Raw genomic sequence first — 17510 nt, forward strand, 5'->3', positions numbered from 1 at the left:
TTATTTAATTTCTTTCAAGTGGAACAATCGGTGTTTGTCTAGTTTTGTCGCAAAGCCTTTGGGTATCACGAAAGTGGTCGCATCTGATTCTACGATCGCAGGCCCTATGACTTCATTTCCAGGCAATAATTTTTCCATTTGCCACACATCTGCATCCACCCATTTTTTATGCCGATAGAATTTTCTAACGCCTATTTTGGCTTCTTTTGGGGGCGTAGCGCCATGCTCTTTTTCAACCGGAATCACAGGTTTTTGCGTAGCCACAACACCACGCATGATCACGCCGGTCACGCTAAAACCAAGCTCTGGAGAACACGCTGATTCAGAATAAACACGAGCGTAGGTTTTTTCATATTCTTTGACAATCTCTTCCCAATCAGCCACGCTTGTAGCTTTTGACACAGGAGAAGTGATCTCTAAATCATTCAATTGCCCCATATACTGCATCCTGTATCCAGGTCTTAAGATCACATCTTTTTGAGAAAATCCGTTGATCTTGAACTCTTCAATCACTTTGAGAGTCAATTCATCCCATGCGTCTTGAATAATCTTGCATGCTTCTACTTTTGACTTGTCTGAAGAATACTGCGGAATGGCAATATCCACGCTCTTATCGTATCTGTATTCAAAATCAGCACAAGCGCAACCAAAAGCGCTAAATCCAGCCGCCCACGCAGGCACTACCACATCCTTAAACCCTAAGCCTTCTGTATAGCCATAGGTATGCACAGGCCCCGCGCCACCATACGAAAAGCACACAAAATCAGACGGACTATACCCTTTGGCGCTAATGTTGGATCGCAAGTATTCTTTAAGCTCCAAATCAAGTAGCTCAATCACGCCCGCAGCCGCATCTTCTATGCTAATGCCTAGCGGATCAGCGATTTGTTCTTTAATGTGTTTTTTAGCCCTATCCACATCTAATTTAATCAAACCGCCTAAGAAATTATCCGGATTCAAATAGCCTAAAACAATATGGCAATCGGTTACTGAAACCGTGTCTAATCCGCTGTCTTTCCAACAAGTGCCAACTCTATACCCCGCGCTGTCAGGCCCTAGTTTGACAGATCGGCTGTGCGGATCAATGCGCACAAAACTCCCCGCACCTGCACCAACGGAATCCATAGCCACAAGCGGTAGAGATAAAACAAGGCGTGCCATATCAGGGTCAGAAGCGATGTTGAAATTGCTCTTAACGATAAGCGCCATATCAAAGCTCGTGCCACCAATATCGCTGCACGCAATATTGTCATAACCAAGCGTTTCGCCTAGCAATTTAGACCCAATCACGCCTCCAATAGGACCGCTCACGATCGTTCTGGCAAGCTCTTTAGCTTTCCAACTGATAGTGCCTCCATGCGTTGCCATCACACGAAGATCAAATTTAGCACCATGCTCTTTGAAGCGGTTGCTGACTTTAGAGAGAGTTTGCCTGCTTGGCTCAGCCGCATAAGCTTCTAAGATAGTGGTGTTCATTCTGTGGCTTTCTTTTCTCTGAGGGTAGTAATCCACCGAAGCGAATACAGGAACATTTTTACCCAATTTTTCAATCTCTTCTAGTGCTATATCTCTAACGATCCGTTCGCTTTCAGCGTTTTTATGAGATTGCAACAAGCAAATCACAATGGCCTTTGCACCTGCTTCTAAAAGCTCCTTAACAGCAACTTTAACCTCTTCTTGACGCACCGGGATAACCACTTGCCCCTTGACATCGGTTCTTTCTGTAACGCCTCTAATCCTTTTTAAAGGAATCAGCGGATCATCATACTTGTGCGTGTTGATGTGCAATCTTTCTTCTAGCGCATACCCCAAGTAGGATTGCAACGCCCTGCCCATAGAATGCATTTGCTCAAAACCCTTATTGCAAATCAGGCCCACTTCCATCCCACGCCTTTGGACGACCCGATTGAGCATCGCCGTGCCTGAGTACACGCAAGTGACCAACTCTGGATAAACCTTATTCACATCTGATTTCCAGTGCGATAAAGCATCTTGTGAGCTATTGTAAATAGCTAAGCTCTCATCTTCTGGGTTGCTTTGGGCTTTACCAACTACGAAACTGCCATTTTCTTTCACAAAAAATGTGTCCGTCATGGTGCCGCCGGCATCAATACCCATCACCTGAACTCTTGCGTCTTTCATTTTTTAGACTCCTTAGTATTAAAGTGTTGCTCAAGGTAACCTATCAAGGTAACCTGTTTGAATTATAGGACAGATTTTAAAATGGAAATCGTTTTTTTTTTTTTTTTTTTAAAGCCAATCAGTGAAAATTTAGTGTGTGAAGTGAATAATAGTAATAAGTTCATTCAAAAAAATATCATATAGGGATAAAAAATATTAAACCTATATATAAATCAAAAGGCGAAATTCAATTCTAAAGTGCCGATTTGGTGGTGTTTAGGCTGGGATTGAAAGGTTTTACTAATATCAGTGATCGTAAAAGCCACCCTAAAGCTGCGCCACATCATAGCCGCTCCTATTTCACTGGCATAAACAAAGTATTCCAAATTAGCGATGCCCCTAGTTTCAGGGCTATTGCCTTGAATGAAGATGTTAAGGGGTTGGAAGCGCCCAAAAGCCCCTACAAAAAAATAGATGGAAAATTTATCGCTATAAGGCATGCCTCCATCAAAAGCGGTATTGACCTTATTGATCCCATAATCAGCGTCCAAGTTATACCCAGCCCTAAAGAGCGAGCCGAGTTGGAAATAATCCCTCGCATTACCCAATTCCACATTAAACCCAGGCATTAACTCCATAGAAAAAAAACGAGTCTTTAAAAGAGGGACTTTTTTGAGCAATTGGTAGTGCAATTCAAAGATAAATTCGTTTTTGAGCTGCGTGTTCCAGCCATAAAATTGGGGGTCATGGCCCCATTTATGAATGAGACGCTGCGTTTGAGCGGCCAAAGAATCTTGCCCTGTCGTTCCTAAAGAAATCGTGAATAACTCCATGAAAGTTTGATGGCGGTTATACACATTCAAATTCACCCTCAAATACCCCCCATAAGGGTGGTTGTCATGCAAATGCACCAGTTTTCTGTTTTCAAGTGAAGGGGTATACATGTCTTGGGCGAGAGAAATGCCAAAACGAGTAACCCTAGGGCTTTTATTGAAAAACCCTAAATACGAAGTCCATTTCATCGCTTTATTTTTAGAAAAATCAAACTCTTTAGTAGAAAAGCCTATTTGGTTGCCTGCGGTATAATACTCATCAATGTAAGGGTTGATATAACCATCATTTTCAGTCATCAAATTGATAGAATAGCGTTTAGAGGGCGTTAATGGGGTAAGAATATCCTCTTTTGCCCATGCAAACATTCCTAATAATAAACATAAAATGAATTTGAAAAACAAAACACTTCCTCTTAGGTTATTATGGGGTTATTGTAACGAAATAAGGCTTAATTGCAAGAGCGTTTAAGGGGTAAAAGAGAAAATTCTACCCCATTGAAAAGAGCGTGGTTTTAGGCATAAAACTCACACTAAAAAATAAAACACCCCACACACGACTAAGCCTACAAAAATTAAAGTTAAAACGCAATAGCCCATAATATCTTTAGCGCCCAAACCCGCAATGGCTAAAGCGGGCAAAGCCCAAAAAGGCTGTATCATATTCGTCCAAGCATCTCCCCAAGCGATAGCCATAGAAACCACGCCCGGATCCACCCCCAAGCTTTGCCCTGCAGGGAGCATGATAGGAGCCTGAATCGCCCATTGCCCTCCGCCAGAGGGGATGAAAATATTGACAATCCCTGCGCTCAAAAAAGTCATGAGCGCGAAAGTTTTTTCATTAGCGATGTGCGTGAAGGCTAAAGAAAGCATTTGCGCTAAAGAATGACCCCCCACGCTATGGCTTGCCATCATCCCCATAATCCCGGCATAAAAAGGGAATTGCAATAAAATCCCAGCCACGCTCCTAGCGGAATGATTGATCGCTTTCACATAAGCTAAAGGGGTTCTATGGAGCAAAATCCCTAAAAAAAGGAAAATCGTATTGACAATGTTTAAACCAAGCCCTCCTCCTTTAAAAAAATAAATGCCAAGATACCCAAAACCCAAAAAAACCAAAAGATAAGAAAGCAGAGTGCTGTTTTCTAAAAAATGCACGATCGTTTTGTCTTGTTGGTGATCAATGAGTTCTGTTTCCTTGTATTCGTCTTTTAAAAGCTTGGCGTCAATCTCAATGATTTCTTCTTTTTTAGGGTGGATTACTGCCATTAAAAAGGGTAACCCTACAAGAATGATCCCTATAATGATTAAATTATAGGCAGAAAAAATCGTCTGACTGATAGGAATAGCTTTTTCAATCACCCCAGCGCTTATTTTGGATAGATCTTCATTTTGGGTGGCAACGCTTAAAGGGATAGAGCCTGATAAACCCCCATGCCAGATGACAAAACCCGAATAAGCGCTCGCAATAAGCAGCCTGTAATCCACCCCTTTAACATTTTTGGCGATCTCTTTTGCAAAAATCGCACTAATCACTAAGCCAAAACCCCAGTTGATCCAATTAGCGATTAATGACAGAAAAGTAACCAACCATAAAGCCGTATAATACCCTTTAGGTAAAGACGCTAGATATTTTAAAAGTTTTTGGACTAATTTAGCGCTAGCTAGAGCCTGACCCAACACCAAAATAAGAGCCATTTGCATAGAAAAACCTAAAAGCGTCCAAGCGCCATTCCCCCAACTAGAAATGACAGAAGAAGCGTCTTGCCCTGTCAAACCATAAACAAGAACAAACACGATAAACGATAAAAGAGCGACCAAAACAAAGGAGTCCGGCAAACATTTAGACGCCAAAAACACGCACGCTGAAGTCAAATGCCTTAATAAAAACATCAACACCCCTTTTATAAGCTATAAGCGCACTTCAAATTCAGCTTCTGTTTTTTCTTTCACTTGATCAAGGCTGACACCCTCTTGCAATTCCACTAATTTCATGGCGTTATTGGAAAACTCAAACACCGCTAAATCCGTTATCAATTGATGCACCACGCCTTTTCCTGTTAAGGGCAATGAGCATTCTTTTTTCACTTTAGACTCCCCGTATTTGTTGCAATGCTCCATGATGACAATCACTTTTTTAGCGCCATGCACCAGATCCATAGCCCCTCCCATGCCTTTTATGAGCTTTTTAGGAATCATCCAATTAGCCAAATCCCCATTTTGTGAGACTTCCATCCCTCCTAAAATCGCTAAATCAATATGCCCCCCACGAATCATCGCAAACGAATCCGCGCTGTTGAAAAACGAAGCGCCCGGCACCACGGTTATGGTTTCCTTGCCTGCATTAATGAGATCCGCATCAACGCCCCCCTCTAAAGGGTAAGCGCCAATCCCTAATAGCCCGTTCTCGCTTTGGAAAACGATATTCATCCCGCTCACTTCATTAGCCACAAGCGTGGGCAAGCCTATCCCTAGATTCACATACATGCCCTCTTTTAATTCCTTTGCCGCTCTTTTAATGATAGCCTCTCTCATTTTGCGCTCCTTGTCGTGATTTTTTCTATCCGTTTTTCAAATTTCTCGCCCTTATAGATGTGTTGCACATAGATTCCTGGCAAGTGTATTTCATCTGGGTCCAATTCCCCAGCCGGGACAATTTCTTCCACTTCAGTGACGCATATTTTTGCCGCCATCGCGCACAAGGGATTGAAGTTTCTAGCCGTTTTTCTAAACACCAAATTCCCAAGAGTGTCGCTTTTATAGGCTTTGATAAACCCGTAATCGCCTGTGATCGCTCTTTCTAAAATATACTCCTTGCCGTTAAATTCCCTTGATTCCTTGCCTTGAGCGATTAAAGTCCCAACACCGGTTGGGGTGTAGTAAGCGGGTATCCCAGCCCCACCAGCGCGCAAGTTTTCAGCCAGCGTGCCTTGCGGTGTCAAAACGACTTCAATTTCTCCGTTCAGCATTTGCGATTCAAAAATCTTATTCTCCCCCACATAGGAAGCGATAATCTTTTTAATCTGCTTTTTTTCTAACAGAATGCCAAGCCCAAAGTCATCAACGCCGCAATTATTGCTCACAACAATCAAATCCTTGATGCCTTTTTTATAAATGTAATCAATGGCGTATTCGGGTATCCCGCACAGCCCAAAACCACCCACTAAAATAGTATCCCCGTCTTTTAACCCACTCAATGCTTTGTCTAAATCAGTTATAACCTTGTTCATCTCATTCTCCTTATTTTTGTTCCACTATTACTGATAGCCCTTGTCCGCCACCCACACACAATGATGCGCAACCCACGCTATGAGCGCTTCTTTTCATTTCATGCAATAAAGTTACCAAAATTCTAGCGCCGCTTGCGCCAATAGGGTGGCCAATGGCTATTGCGCCTCCATTCACATTCACAATATTAGGGTTTAATTCAAGCTCTTTTAACACGGCTATGCTTTGCGCAGCAAAGGCTTCATTGAGTTCAAAAAGATTGATGTCATTGAGATTCATTTTGACATTTTTAAGATTGTTTTTAATAGCGATGCTAGGGCATATCCCCATTATATCCGGACTGCAACCACCCAAACCAAACCCCTTAATAACCGCCATTGTTTTTAACCCCAATTTTTGTGCTTTTTGAGCGCTGCATAAAATGATAATACTCGTGCCATCATTGATCCCTGATGAATTTCCTGCCGTTACCGATCCGTCTTTTTTGAAAGCGGGTTTGAGCTTTGCAAGGGATTCTAGAGTTGTGTCTCTAGGGTATTCGTCTTCTTTAAAAACAACCACGCCTTTTTTATTCGCTATTTCAATAGGCGTGATTTCTTCTTGGAATTTCCCTGCATTAATGGCGGCTCTTGCTTTGAGTTGCGATTGGAGCGCGAAAGCATCTTGCTCTTCTCGGCTGATGTGGTATGCTTGAGCGACATTATCAGCGGTGATCCCCATGTGGTAATCATTGAACGCATCCCATAATCCGTCATGGATCATGGAGTCTATCATGTTCGCATTCCCCATTCTCTTCCCGTCTCGCATGTCAAACGACAAATAGGGTGCTTTGCTCATGTTTTCCACGCCACCGCACACCACCACCTCATCGCGCCCAAGCATGATGGCATCATGCGCTAATTGAATGGCTTTCATAGACGATCCACAAACCATATTGACGCTAAAAGCGTTCCTGTCATTCGGGATGCCAGCGTCTAATTGGATCTGCCTGGCGATATTTTGACCCAAACCAGCGGATAAAACATTGCCTAAAATGACAGAATCCACATCGCTAGGCTTAAGAGTGCTCGCTTTCAGAGCGTCTTTAAGCACGCTAACACCCATTTCTCTAGCGCCCACGCTCTTTAGAGAGCCTAAAAAACTCCCCACAGCACTTCGTTTTGCCGCCACTACAACCACTTCATTCATGTCTTTACCTTTAAGTTGATTTATCAATCCATAGTATCACTTTTAGGTGATTGACACCCTAACAGGTTTGATTTTGTTTTAGGTTTTGTTTTAGGTTGAGGGCGATCCGTTTATTTTTTTCACAAAAATATTATTTACATTCAACACAAATTGGTTTAAAACTATCATTATTAGCTTTTAAGCTATAGCCTATCTTATAAGTTGGTATAAATACCTATATTTTGGTTTTGATTATCCAATAAGGTTTCAATGGGAGTTTAATAGGGGGTTATAGGGTTTTAAGCAAACTCCCTGATTTCTTTCTCTAAAGCGTTAATAAAAACGCTTGAATAGGATTTTTCTTTAGGGAATTTTTCTAAAAAATCGCTCAATAGTCCAAGGTATTGCTCCTTATTTAAAGCCCCTTTTAACACTTCGTATTTTAAAAAAAGCCAGTAAGTGTTAAGCACATCGCTTTGGCAATAGCCATCAATAATGCCTTTTTTCTCCTTTTGGCTTAAATGTGGGTTGAAATAAATCGCATGCACTAAATCCCCGCTCACATCAAATTTACCAGGAATATTCGTCATGGAGCAAATGCCATTTAGATTCAACCCCCTAACAGATCCATAATGGCTCAAGCTATCCATTAAATCCAAATGAAACTGCTCGCTATAGCGCGCGCGGTAATTTTCCCATTTGTTTTCTTGGTTGTAAAAAGCGTCTAAAGTTAAATTGTATTTAAGGGCTTTGAGCGTGAGTAGGGGCATGTCAAAACCTCTGCCATTGAAGCTTATCAAGCGCGGTTGCTTTTCGTTAAAGTATTTGAAAAAGTCCTCTAAAAGCTCTTTTTCGCTCGTAAAATTCTCTTTATTCTCGTGTTTTTGACCAAAATTCCCCACTTTGATAAACTTCCCGTAATCATCTCCAATGACTGCTGCAATAGAGATAATTTCATGCAAATAAAGAGGCAAAAACTCGCTCCCGCTTTTTTCTTTTTGCTTTTCAAAACTCCGTTCACAGATTTTTAGTGCATCATTTTCTTCTAATTGAAAATGCTCTTTACACAGGCTCACGCTAGGAATGGTTTCTATATCAAACACGCACAACATTACACGCTCCTTTCGCATTTTAACCTTCTTGTTTTGCTTTTATTATATAACAATTAGTCTTATAGCGCTATAGTGCTAAATTTTAATATCAAAACTATATAACCAAAAATTAAAAAAACTTTAATGTGGAGCATTCAAACCAAATGAAAGAAATCATTGTCGCTCTTGTGGGCCAACCTAATGTAGGGAAATCCTCCCTCATCAACGCTTTGAGCAACGCCCATTTGAAAGTGGGGAATTTTGCCGGGGTTACCGTGGATAAAATGGAAGTGGGTTTGATACACAAAGAGCATCAAATCACTATCATTGATTTACCTGGCACTTACGCACTCAATGACTTCACCACTGAAGAAAAGGTTACTAAAGATTTTTTAGAAAAAGGGCAATACGATCTCATTCTTAATGTGGTGGATTCCACCAATTTAGAGCGTAATTTAGCCTTAAGCGTGCAGTTATTAGACACGAATAAAAAAATGCTTCTTGCGCTCAACATGTGGGATGAGGCGCAAAAAGAAGGTATTAAAATCAATACAGAAAAGCTTTCTAAAGAATTAGGGGTTGTGTGCGTGCCTACAAGTGCAAGATCCAAAGAAGATCGCTTGAATACAGAGCTTTTATTAGATGAAATTGTCAGGCTTTATTCTCAAAACACCACAAACAATGAAAGCATAAAAGTCCCGTCTCAAAGTTTTAAGGAGTCTTTAAAATACAGCCAGAGCGCTCAAAGAATCGCTCAATTAGTGATCAGTGAAAACAAACAAAATGCGAGCTTTGAACACACTTATAAGATTGATAAGATTTTAATGCACAAGCGTTATGGGATTTTCATTTTTTTAGGGTTTATGTTTATCATTTTTTCCTTGAGCTTTTTAATAGGGGGCGGAGCGCAAAAAGCGCTTGAAGCAGGGTTTAAATTTTTGAGCGATAGCGTTAAAGAAAATGTGGCTAATGAAGATTTAGCGTCTTTGGTGGGCGATGGCATTATTGGGGGAGTGGGAGCGACGGTTTCATTCTTGCCTTTAATTGTGGTGTTGTATTTTGGGATTTCTTTACTAGAAACGACAGGCTATATGAGTAGGGTAGCGTTTTTATTAGATGGGATCTTGCATAAATTTGGCTTGCATGGGAAGAGTTTTATCCCTTTAATCACCGGTTTTGGTTGCTCTGTGCCCGCTTACATGGCGACAAGAACCTTACAAAACTATAACGAACGATTGATCACGCTTTTTGTGATCGGGTTTATGAGCTGCTCGGCAAGACTCCCTATTTATGTGCTGTTTGTAGGCTCGTTTTTCCCTTCTTCAAGCGCGGGGTTTGTGCTGTTTTGCATTTATATTTTGGGGGCGGTTGTGGCGTTAGTGATGGCCAAATTACTCAAATTGAGCGTGTTTAAAGGACAGACTGAATCCTTTATCATGGAAATGCCCAAATACCGCTTGCCAAGTTCTAGAATGATTTATTTCAGTATCTATACCAAATCGCTTTCTTACCTTAAAAAGGCCGGGACTTATATTTTAGTGGGAGCGATTTTAATCTGGTTTATGTCTCAATACCCTAAAAGCGATGCGGCTATGAAAGCTTATAAACAAGAAAGCTTGTTAGTGGATAAAGACACCACTCTTTCAAGCGAAGCTAAAGAAGAAAAATTAAAAGAATTAAAAGCCAAATTGGATCAAACGAATTTAAAAAATAGCGTTGTAGGAAGAGGCGGGGCGTATTTGGAAAAAGTCTTTAGTCCTATGGATTTTGATTGGCGTTTGAGCGTCTCGCTTGTAACCGGATTTATGGCTAAAGAGGTGGTGGTTTCTACTTTGGGGGTGTTGTTTTCTTTAGAGGATCAAAATGAAAAATCTGACGCTTTTAGAGAGATTTTAAGAAAAGAAGTCAGCGTGCCTAGCGGGATCGCTTTTATCGTGTTTGTGATGTTTTACATCCCTTGTTTTGCAGCGACCATTACTTTTGGTAGGGAAGCTGGGGGGATCAAGTTTGTAGCGTATTTATTCATCTTCACAACCGTTGTAGCGTATGCATTTTCCTTGATAGCTTTTTATGCAACTCAAATTTTGGTTTAAGGGCTAGCCATAGTTTAAAACCCTTTATTCGTTTAAAATTCCCCCATTAGAAATATTAAAAAATTTTTATTTTTCTCCCAATCTTTTCTATAAACATTCGCATCAATCGGCATTTTTGATAAAAAAAAGCTATTAATTTAATTTAAATAATAATTGTCTCAAAATTTAAGCTAAAACTAATAATGGTTATTATAAATTACACCTTGTTGTAAAAAAGAACATTTTTCATAAAAGGTGGTAAATGAAAAGAATTTTAGTCTCTTTGGTTGTTTTGAGTCATAGCGCGCACGGCATGAAAACTCATAATTTGGAAAGGGTAGAAGCTTCAGGGGTGGCTAACGATAAGGAAGCGCCTTTAAGCTGGAGGAGTAAGGAAGTGAGAAACTATATGGGTTCTCGCACGGTGATTTCTAACAAGCAACTCACTAAAAGCGCCAATCAGAGCATTGAAGAAGCTTTGCAAAATGTGCCAGGCGTGCATATTAGAAACGCTACGGGTATTGGAGCTGTTCCTAGCTTTTCTGTTAGGGGGTTTGGTGGGGGGAGTTCAGGGCATTCCAATACGGCTATGGTTTTAGTCAATGGGATCCCTATTTATGTTGCGCCCTATGTTGATATTAGCATTCCTATTTTTCCTGTAACCTTTCAATCTGTAGATAGAATCAGCGTAACCAAGGGCGGGGAGAGCGTGCGTTATGGCCCTAATGTTTTTGGCGGTGTGATTAATGTGATCACTAAGGGCATTCCTACCAAGTGGGAGAGTCAGGTGAGCGAGAGGGCCACTTTTTGGGGCAAATCTGAAAATGGGGGCTTTTTCAATCAAAATTCTAAAAACCTTGACAAGAGCTTAGCCAATAACATGCTTTTTGACACTTACTTAAGAACAGGGGGCATGATGAATAAGCATTTTGGAATCCAAGCTCAAGTCAACTGGCTTAAAGGGCAAGGGTTTAGATACAACAGCCCTACGAACATTCAAAACTACATGCTAGATTCCTTGTATCAAATCAATGATAATAATAAGATCACTGCTTTTTTCCAATACTATAATTATTTTATGGCAGACCCCGGAACTTTAGGTATAGCCGCTTATAATCAAAATCGTTTTCAAAACAACCGCCCTAATAACAATAAAAGCGGGAGAGCGAAACGATGGGGAGCTGTGTATCAAAACTTTTTTGGGGATACGGATAAAATAGGTGGGGATTTCACTTTTAGCTACTATGGGCATGACATGTCAAGGGATTTCCAATTTGATTCTAATTTTTTGAATGTCAATACCAATCCTAAATTAGGCCCTGTTTATACCGATCAAAATTATGCAGGATTTTTTATCTTTGATCATTTAAGGCGTTATATAATGAACGCATTTGAGCCTAATTTGAACTTAGTCGTCAATACCAGTAAAGTTAAGCAAACTTTTAATGTGGGCATGCGTTTTATAACAATAGATATGTATTTTAGATTGGATCAAAGCACATGCGAAAAAACCGATATTTTTAATGGGGTGTGCCGCATGCCTCCTTTTGTTCTTTCTAAAACACCCAGCAACAATCAAAACTTGTTTAACAACTATACAGCGGTATGGTTGAGCGATAAAATAGAGCTTTTTGATTCTAAATTGGTGATAACTCCAGGGATTAGATACACTTTTTTGAACTATACCAACAAAGAGCCAGAAAAGCATGATTTTTCTGTATGGAATACTACCAAAAAGCGTCAAAACGAATGGAGTCCCGGCCTTAACATTGGCTATAAACCTATGGAAAATTGGATATGGTATGCGAACTACCGCCGCAGTTTTATCCCTCCACAACACACAATGCTAGGCATTAGTAGGACCAATTACAACCAAATTTTTAATGAAATTGAAGTAGGGCAACGCTATAGTTATAAAAATCTATTGAGCTTTAATACCAATTATTTTGTGATTTTTGCCAATCGTTACTATGCAGGAGGCTATAGTCCGCAGCCTATTAACGCTAGGAGTCAAGGGGTGGAATTGGAATTGTATTACGCGCCGATTAGAGGTTTGCAATTTCATGTGGCTTACACTTACATTGATGCACGCATCACTTCTAACGCTGATGATATTGCTTATTATTTTACAGGCATTGTCAATAAACCCTTTGACATTAAAGGGAAACGTTTGCCTTATGTGAGTCCTAACCAATTCATATTTGACATGATGTATACTTATAAGCACACGACTTTTGGTATTAGTAGCTATTTTTATAGTCGTGCTTATAGTTCCATGCTCAATCAAGCCAAAAGCCAAACCGTGTGCCTGCCCTTAAACCCAAAATACACAGGAGGGCTAGAGTATGGTTGTAATTCAGTGGGGTTATTGCCCTTGTATTTTGTGTTGAATGTTCAAGTAAGCTCAGTTTTATGGCAAAGCGGTAGGCATAAAATCACAGGGAGTTTGCAAATCAATAACCTTTTCAACATGAAGTATTATTTTAGGGGGATTGGCACAAGCCCTACAGGGAGAGAACCCGCGCCAGGGCGATCCATTACAGCGTATTTGAATTATGAGTTTTAAACTGGTTTCAAGCTTTTATAGCTTGAATGTTTTTAATATCAAACCATTTTAAAACTCGCCACTAAATTTTCGGTCAATAAATTAAACCCATCTACTAAAATAAACACTAAAATTTTAAAAGGCAGAGAAATCATTACAGGCGGGAGCATCATCATGCCCATCGCCATTAAAATAGAGCTGATCACCATATCAATCACCAAAAAAGGCAAGTAAAGTAAAAAGCCGATTTGAAACGCTGTTTTCAACTCGCTTATCATAAATGCTGGGATCAAAACGCTCAAACTCACCTCATCAGGGGTTTTAGGGTTAGGGAGGTTTCTGATCCTAAAAAAAAGGGCTAGATCCTTTTCTCGTGTGTTTTTAAGCATGAATTCCTTGAAAGGCAGAGCGCTTTTTTCAAACGCTTCGGTGTAAGAAATTTTTTTATCCATATAAGGCTTAATCCCTGTGTCATAAGCCTTTTTCAAACTAGGTTCCATGATGAAAAAAGTCAATATCAAAGAGAGCGAGACTAAAATTTGAGTGGGTGGGGTTTGTTGCGTGCCTAAAGCGGTCCTTAAAAAAGAAAACACCACGATCAAACGGGTGAAACTTGTCATCACTAAAATCAATGACGGGGCTAAAACTAAAAGCGTGAGTAGGGCGATGACATTAAGGGTGGTTACAAGCTGTTTGGGATCATTAGGAGCGTTTAAAGAGAGATTGACGCTAGGCAAAGCGCTATCAGCGCTCATTAAAGGGCATATTAAAGGGCAAATGAGAATGAAAAAAATGAAAAAACGCAAAATTCTAGCCTTAAATCTTTGATGAAACGAAGCCAAATTATAAGATAAGGCATGTTAAAATTCCCTAAAAAAAGGATTTTAATGCTTTCTGTCATCATACTGGCCGCTGGTAAAGGCACTCGCATGCATTCTAGCTTGCCTAAAACTTTACACACGATTTGCGGGGAGCCTATGTTGTTTTACATTTTAGAAACGGCTTTTTCAATCAGCGATGATGTGCATCTTGTCTTATACCACCAACAAGAACGCATTAAAGAAGCGGTGTTGGAGCGTTTTAAGGGCGTAATCTTCCACACTCAAATCGTGGAAAAATATTCAGGGACAGGTGGGGCTATCATGCAAGAAGATAAAACGCCTATTTTCACTCAACATGAGCGGGTTTTGATTTTGAATGCGGACATGCCCTTAATCACTAAAGACGCTCTCGCCCCCTTATTAGAAAGCCAGAATAACGCTATAGGCATACTCCATTTAGCTGACCCTAAAGGTTATGGGCGCGTTGTTTTAGAAGATTATCAGGTTAAAAAGATTGTAGAAGAAAAGGACGCTAATACCAAAGAAAAAACCATTCAAAGCGTGAATGCTGGCGTGTATGGGTTTGAAAGGGGGTTTTTAGAAAAATACTTGCCCAAGCTCCATGACCAAAACGCCCAAAAAGAATACTATCTCACGGATTTAATCGCTCTAGGAATCAATGAAAACGAAACAATTGACGCTATTTTCTTAGAAGAAGAGTGTTTTTTAGGGGTGAATAGCCAAACAGAAAGGGCGAAAGCTGAAGAAATCATGCTAGAAAGACTGCGGAAAAACGCCATGGACTTGGGGGTAGTGATGCAATTGCCTAATAGCATTTATTTAGAAAAAGGCGTGAGTTTTAAGGGGGAGTGCGTTTTAGAGCAAGGGGTGCGTTTGAGTGGGAATTGTTTGATAGAAAACGCGCGCATTAAGGCTTATAGCGTGATAGAAGAGAGTCAAATCATTAATAGTAGCGTGGGGCCGTTTGCCCATGCGCGCCCTAAAAGCGTGATTTGTAATAGCCATGTGGGGAATTTTGTAGAAACTAAAAACGCCAAACTTCAAGGCGCTAAAGCAGGGCATTTGAGCTATTTAGGGGATTGTGAGATAGGGAAAAACACAAATGTGGGGGCTGGCGTGATCACTTGCAATTACGATGGTAAAAAGAAACACCAAACGATCATCGGTGAAAATGTCTTTATAGGGAGCGATAGCCAGCTAGTCGCCCCCATAAATATCGGCTCTAATGTCTTAATCGGCAGCGGCACCACCATCACTAAAGACATTCCTAGCGGTTCGTTGAGCCTTTCACGCGCCCCTCAAACTAACATTGAAAATGGGTATTTTAAGTTTTTTAAGAAATCTTAAAGAGTTTGAAAAATCGCTTTTACAGAAAAAATTGCAATGTTTTAAAACTTTATTAAGCGTATTTTAATGGATTAAAAAGTCCTCTTTTTATTCTTAATTATTTACCTTAATCCTGTAATTTGTGAAGAAACAAAACACTTATTGAGATTTTTGTGATATTTTTATGATTTATAACAATGCTTCCAATAGGATTGTGGTATAAATATTCTTATCAAGGTGTGCCAAACATGTCTTGAATCTCAATTTTATGAAAGGATTTGTTATGAGTGGATTGAAAACATTTAGTTGTGTAGTGGTTTTATGCGGTGCAATGGCTAATACGGCTATAGCTGGTCCTAGAATAGAGGCAAGGGGTGAATTAGGCAGATTTTGGGGGGAAGCTGTTGGAGCTGGAATGGGTGGTGCAATGGGTGGAATGATTGGGTCTCTTGTAGGTCCGTGGAGTACTGTGTTTGGTGCAGGCATTGGTGGTGGAATAGGGGCATATTCTGGAGCTGAAATAGGCGATAGGGTAGAAGATTTTATCCGTGGCGTTGATAGAGAGCCACAAACCCCAAGAGAACCCACCTATGATCGTCATTTTGTGTATGATAGGTAGTTTTGGGTGAGGAAGGAGTAAGCATGAATATCAAAGAGCGTTTGAGCATCTCCGAATATCGATGGGCAGTGGCCATAGTCTATGCGGGATGTATATCCACATTTCGTTGTAGCCAAGGCGCTGTCGATCCACTTTTTAGCCCTAAAGATAGTTATTATGCATGGCTAACACTCTTAATAGCGGCTTTGTTGTCTAACCTTTTATTTGACCCACGAGGTAGGGATTGTTATAAATCTTTCCAAGTAAGATACCCCAAGTTTTTTAAAGCCATTTTTAAGGCTAGGTTTTTTGGTGCGTTTTATGACGCTGTGTTAGGAGCAAGACTGAGGGATTTTTATATGGCACTTTTAACGATGCCCTTTGTTGCCGCTATCCATGAAATTTCAGCGTATTGCGGGCATCCTAGCAACTTACTTGTAGAGGGTTTGATCCTTCTTAGCTTTGTGTGTGTTTTTGGGCTTTGTATTAGGCTTTGCGCTAAATTAGGGTGGTGATTTAACCCAAATATCATTAAATGGAGGGGGTATAAAAAATTAAAAAACTTTAAAACCCATTTTTATTATTGAAAACGGGTATTTTAAGTTTTTTAAGAAACCTTAATTTGCTTCAATAATGAAAAATCCTAAAATATTATAACCATTTACTTTAATCCTGTAATTTGTGAAGAAACAAAACACTTATTGAGATTTTTGTGATATTTTTATGATCTGTAACAATGATTCTAATAGGATTGTGGTATAAATATTCTTATCAAGGTGTGCCAAAAATGCCTTGAATCTCAATTTTATGAAAGGATTTGTTATGAGTGGATTGAAAACATTTAGTTGTGTAGTGATTTTATGCGGTGCAATGGCTAATATGGCTATAGCTGGTCCTAGAATAGAGGCAAGGGGTCAGTTTGGTAGAGATATTGGAGGAGATATTGGTTCAACAATGGGAGCTGTCAGAGGGCCGTTAGGAGCTGCGATTGGGGGTCAGCTTGGTCGGGAAATAGGCGATAGGGTAGAAGATTTTATCCGTGATTTCATAGACAGAGAGCCTCAAACTAAAGAGCCACAAGCCCCAAGAGAACCTATCCGTGATTTTTATGATTACGGCTATAGTTTTGGGCATGCTTGGTGATCTTAAATGAGCCAAGGTGATGGGGGGAAAGGAAATGATATGGATACTACAAAAGAGAACTTGAATGGCTCAAAAGATCGTCTGAGTGGATCAGAATATTCAAAAGCAATAGGTTTGGTCTATGCGATATGTATCTCCATAGCCACTAGGATTTTTTATGAAACAAATGGTTCAGCTAGCGATCCGATCTTTAACCCTAAATATAGTTATTATGTGTGTCTAGTGGCTCTAATAGCGGCTTTGTTGTCTAACCTCTTGTTCAACCCAAAAGGCAGGTCGGCAGGTTATTTAATGATTGAAACTTGGCAAGGGTTCCCCAAGTTTTTTAAAGCCATTTTTAAGGCTAGGTTTTTTGGCGCGTTTTATGACGCTGTGTTAGGGGCAAGACTAAGAGACTTTTATTTGATGCTTTCAATAATGCCCTTTGTTGTCGCTATGCATGAAATTTCAGCGTATTTTGGGCATCCTAGCAACTTTCTTGTAGAGTGTTTGGTTTTTTTGGGGCTTCAATATCTTCTTAAGCTTTGCGCTAAATTAGGGTGGTGAT

General features: G+C 40.1%; 15 protein-coding genes. 7 read left to right on the forward strand and 8 right to left on the reverse strand.

The genetic code is table 11. From position 1 onward, the window contains the following. The 7 genes from P6280_RS04920 to P6280_RS04950 all read right to left on the reverse strand — a co-directional run bounded on the left by P6280_RS04920 (nt 1) and on the right by P6280_RS04950 (nt 8458). Nucleotides 1-2142, reverse strand: a complete 2142-nt coding sequence (locus P6280_RS04920; protein ID WP_283237148.1) for a hydantoinase/oxoprolinase family protein — start codon at nt 2140-2142, stop codon at nt 1-3. A 212-nt stretch (nt 2143-2354) separates the two neighbouring features. Continuing rightward, a complete protein-coding gene (locus P6280_RS04925; RefSeq protein ID WP_283237149.1) occupies nt 2355-3356 on the reverse strand; it encodes a lipid A deacylase LpxR family protein in 1002 nt (333 codons plus the stop codon). A gap of 123 nt (nt 3357-3479) precedes the next feature. After that, nucleotides 3480-4844 carry a TIGR00366 family protein gene (locus tag P6280_RS04930; RefSeq protein WP_283237150.1) on the reverse strand — a complete coding sequence of 455 codons (1365 nt, stop codon included), beginning with the start codon at nt 4842-4844 and terminating at the stop codon, nt 3480-3482. An 18-nt stretch (nt 4845-4862) separates the two neighbouring features. Beyond that, nucleotides 4863-5486 carry a 3-oxoacid CoA-transferase subunit B gene (locus P6280_RS04935; protein WP_001206236.1) on the reverse strand — a complete coding sequence of 208 codons (624 nt, stop codon included), beginning with the start codon at nt 5484-5486 and terminating at the stop codon, nt 4863-4865. Continuing rightward, entirely contained in the window at nt 5483-6181 is a 699-nt protein-coding gene (locus P6280_RS04940; RefSeq protein WP_283237151.1) for a CoA transferase subunit A, read from the reverse strand. Before P6280_RS04940 ends, P6280_RS04935 begins: the two co-directional genes overlap by 4 nt. 10 nt (nt 6182-6191) lie before the next feature. Continuing rightward, nucleotides 6192-7367, reverse strand: a complete 1176-nt coding sequence (locus P6280_RS04945) for an acetyl-CoA C-acetyltransferase (protein ID WP_283237152.1) — start codon at nt 7365-7367, stop codon at nt 6192-6194. 278 nt (nt 7368-7645) lie between these two features. After that, the gene (locus tag P6280_RS04950; RefSeq protein ID WP_283237153.1) at nt 7646-8458 is read right to left on the reverse strand and encodes a 3'-5' exonuclease; all 813 of its coding nucleotides are present in this window, start codon (nt 8456-8458) and stop codon (nt 7646-7648) included. A 143-nt stretch (nt 8459-8601) separates the two neighbouring features. Here P6280_RS04950 and feoB point away from each other — a divergent pair, with 143 nt between their 5' ends. Beyond that, nucleotides 8602-10530: a ferrous iron transport protein B gene (gene feoB, locus P6280_RS04955; protein WP_283237154.1), complete on the forward strand. Its 1929-nt coding sequence runs from the start codon at nt 8602-8604 to the stop codon at nt 10528-10530. A 241-nt stretch (nt 10531-10771) separates the two neighbouring features. Next, the gene (locus P6280_RS04960; protein WP_283237155.1) at nt 10772-13075 is read left to right on the forward strand and encodes a TonB-dependent receptor family protein; all 2304 of its coding nucleotides are present in this window, start codon (nt 10772-10774) and stop codon (nt 13073-13075) included. A 38-nt stretch (nt 13076-13113) separates the two neighbouring features. Here the strand turns inward: P6280_RS04960 and fliP are convergent, their stop codons facing one another. Then, nucleotides 13114-13860, reverse strand: a complete 747-nt coding sequence (gene fliP, locus P6280_RS04965; RefSeq protein WP_001210273.1) for a flagellar type III secretion system pore protein FliP — start codon at nt 13858-13860, stop codon at nt 13114-13116. Nucleotides 13861-13941: 81 nt separating this feature from the next. On the opposite strand from fliP, the gene glmU reads away from it, so the two are divergent. The 5 genes from glmU (at nt 13942) to P6280_RS04990 (ending at nt 17509) form a co-directional block, all read left to right on the forward strand. Further along, a complete protein-coding gene (glmU, locus tag P6280_RS04970) occupies nt 13942-15243 on the forward strand; it encodes a bifunctional UDP-N-acetylglucosamine diphosphorylase/glucosamine-1-phosphate N-acetyltransferase GlmU (protein WP_283237156.1) in 1302 nt (433 codons plus the stop codon). Nucleotides 15244-15490: 247 nt separating this feature from the next. Then, on the forward strand, nt 15491-15841 hold the full coding sequence (locus tag P6280_RS04975; protein ID WP_154422705.1) for a glycine zipper domain-containing protein: 351 nt from the start codon (nt 15491-15493) through the stop codon (nt 15839-15841). 23 nt (nt 15842-15864) lie between these two features. Beyond that, complete coding sequence (locus tag P6280_RS04980; protein WP_283237157.1) at nt 15865-16335, forward strand: hypothetical protein; 471 nt, start codon at nt 15865-15867, stop codon at nt 16333-16335. 307 nt (nt 16336-16642) lie between these two features. Further along, nucleotides 16643-16963, forward strand: coding sequence for a pantothenate kinase (locus P6280_RS04985; RefSeq protein ID WP_283237158.1), 321 nt, complete (start codon nt 16643-16645; stop codon nt 16961-16963). A 39-nt stretch (nt 16964-17002) separates the two neighbouring features. Further along, on the forward strand, nt 17003-17509 hold the full coding sequence (locus P6280_RS04990; protein WP_283237159.1) for a hypothetical protein: 507 nt from the start codon (nt 17003-17005) through the stop codon (nt 17507-17509). Nucleotide 17510: the final 1 nt, after the last annotated feature.

The sequence above is a fragment of the Helicobacter sp. 219-2 genome (assembly GCF_030053225.1).
GTDB classification, from domain to species: Bacteria; Campylobacterota; Campylobacteria; order Campylobacterales; family Helicobacteraceae; genus Helicobacter; species Helicobacter pylori_C.

Bases quoted from the DNA above. Each gene is read 5' to 3' on its own strand.
- P6280_RS04920 (WP_283237148.1), bottom strand. From the start codon at position 2,142: ATGAAAGACGCAAGAGTTCAGGTGATGGGTATTGATGCCGGCGGCACC.
- P6280_RS04975 (WP_154422705.1), top strand. From the start codon at position 15,491: ATGAAAGGATTTGTTATGAGTGGATTGAAAACATTTAGTTGTGTAGTG.
- P6280_RS04980 (WP_283237157.1), top strand. From the start codon at position 15,865: ATGAATATCAAAGAGCGTTTGAGCATCTCCGAATATCGATGGGCAGTG.
- P6280_RS04985 (WP_283237158.1), top strand. From the start codon at position 16,643: ATGAGTGGATTGAAAACATTTAGTTGTGTAGTGATTTTATGCGGTGCA.
- P6280_RS04940 (WP_283237151.1), bottom strand. From the start codon at position 6,181: ATGAACAAGGTTATAACTGATTTAGACAAAGCATTGAGTGGGTTAAAA.
- feoB (WP_283237154.1), top strand. From the start codon at position 8,602: ATGAAAGAAATCATTGTCGCTCTTGTGGGCCAACCTAATGTAGGGAAA.
- P6280_RS04990 (WP_283237159.1), top strand. From the start codon at position 17,003: ATGGATACTACAAAAGAGAACTTGAATGGCTCAAAAGATCGTCTGAGT.
- P6280_RS04935 (WP_001206236.1), bottom strand. From the start codon at position 5,486: ATGAGAGAGGCTATCATTAAAAGAGCGGCAAAGGAATTAAAAGAGGGC.
- P6280_RS04930 (WP_283237150.1), bottom strand. From the start codon at position 4,844: ATGTTTTTATTAAGGCATTTGACTTCAGCGTGCGTGTTTTTGGCGTCT.
- P6280_RS04960 (WP_283237155.1), top strand. From the start codon at position 10,772: ATGAAAAGAATTTTAGTCTCTTTGGTTGTTTTGAGTCATAGCGCGCAC.
- P6280_RS04950 (WP_283237153.1), bottom strand. From the start codon at position 8,458: ATGTTGTGCGTGTTTGATATAGAAACCATTCCTAGCGTGAGCCTGTGT.
- P6280_RS04945 (WP_283237152.1), bottom strand. From the start codon at position 7,367: ATGAATGAAGTGGTTGTAGTGGCGGCAAAACGAAGTGCTGTGGGGAGT.
- glmU (WP_283237156.1), top strand. From the start codon at position 13,942: ATGCTTTCTGTCATCATACTGGCCGCTGGTAAAGGCACTCGCATGCAT.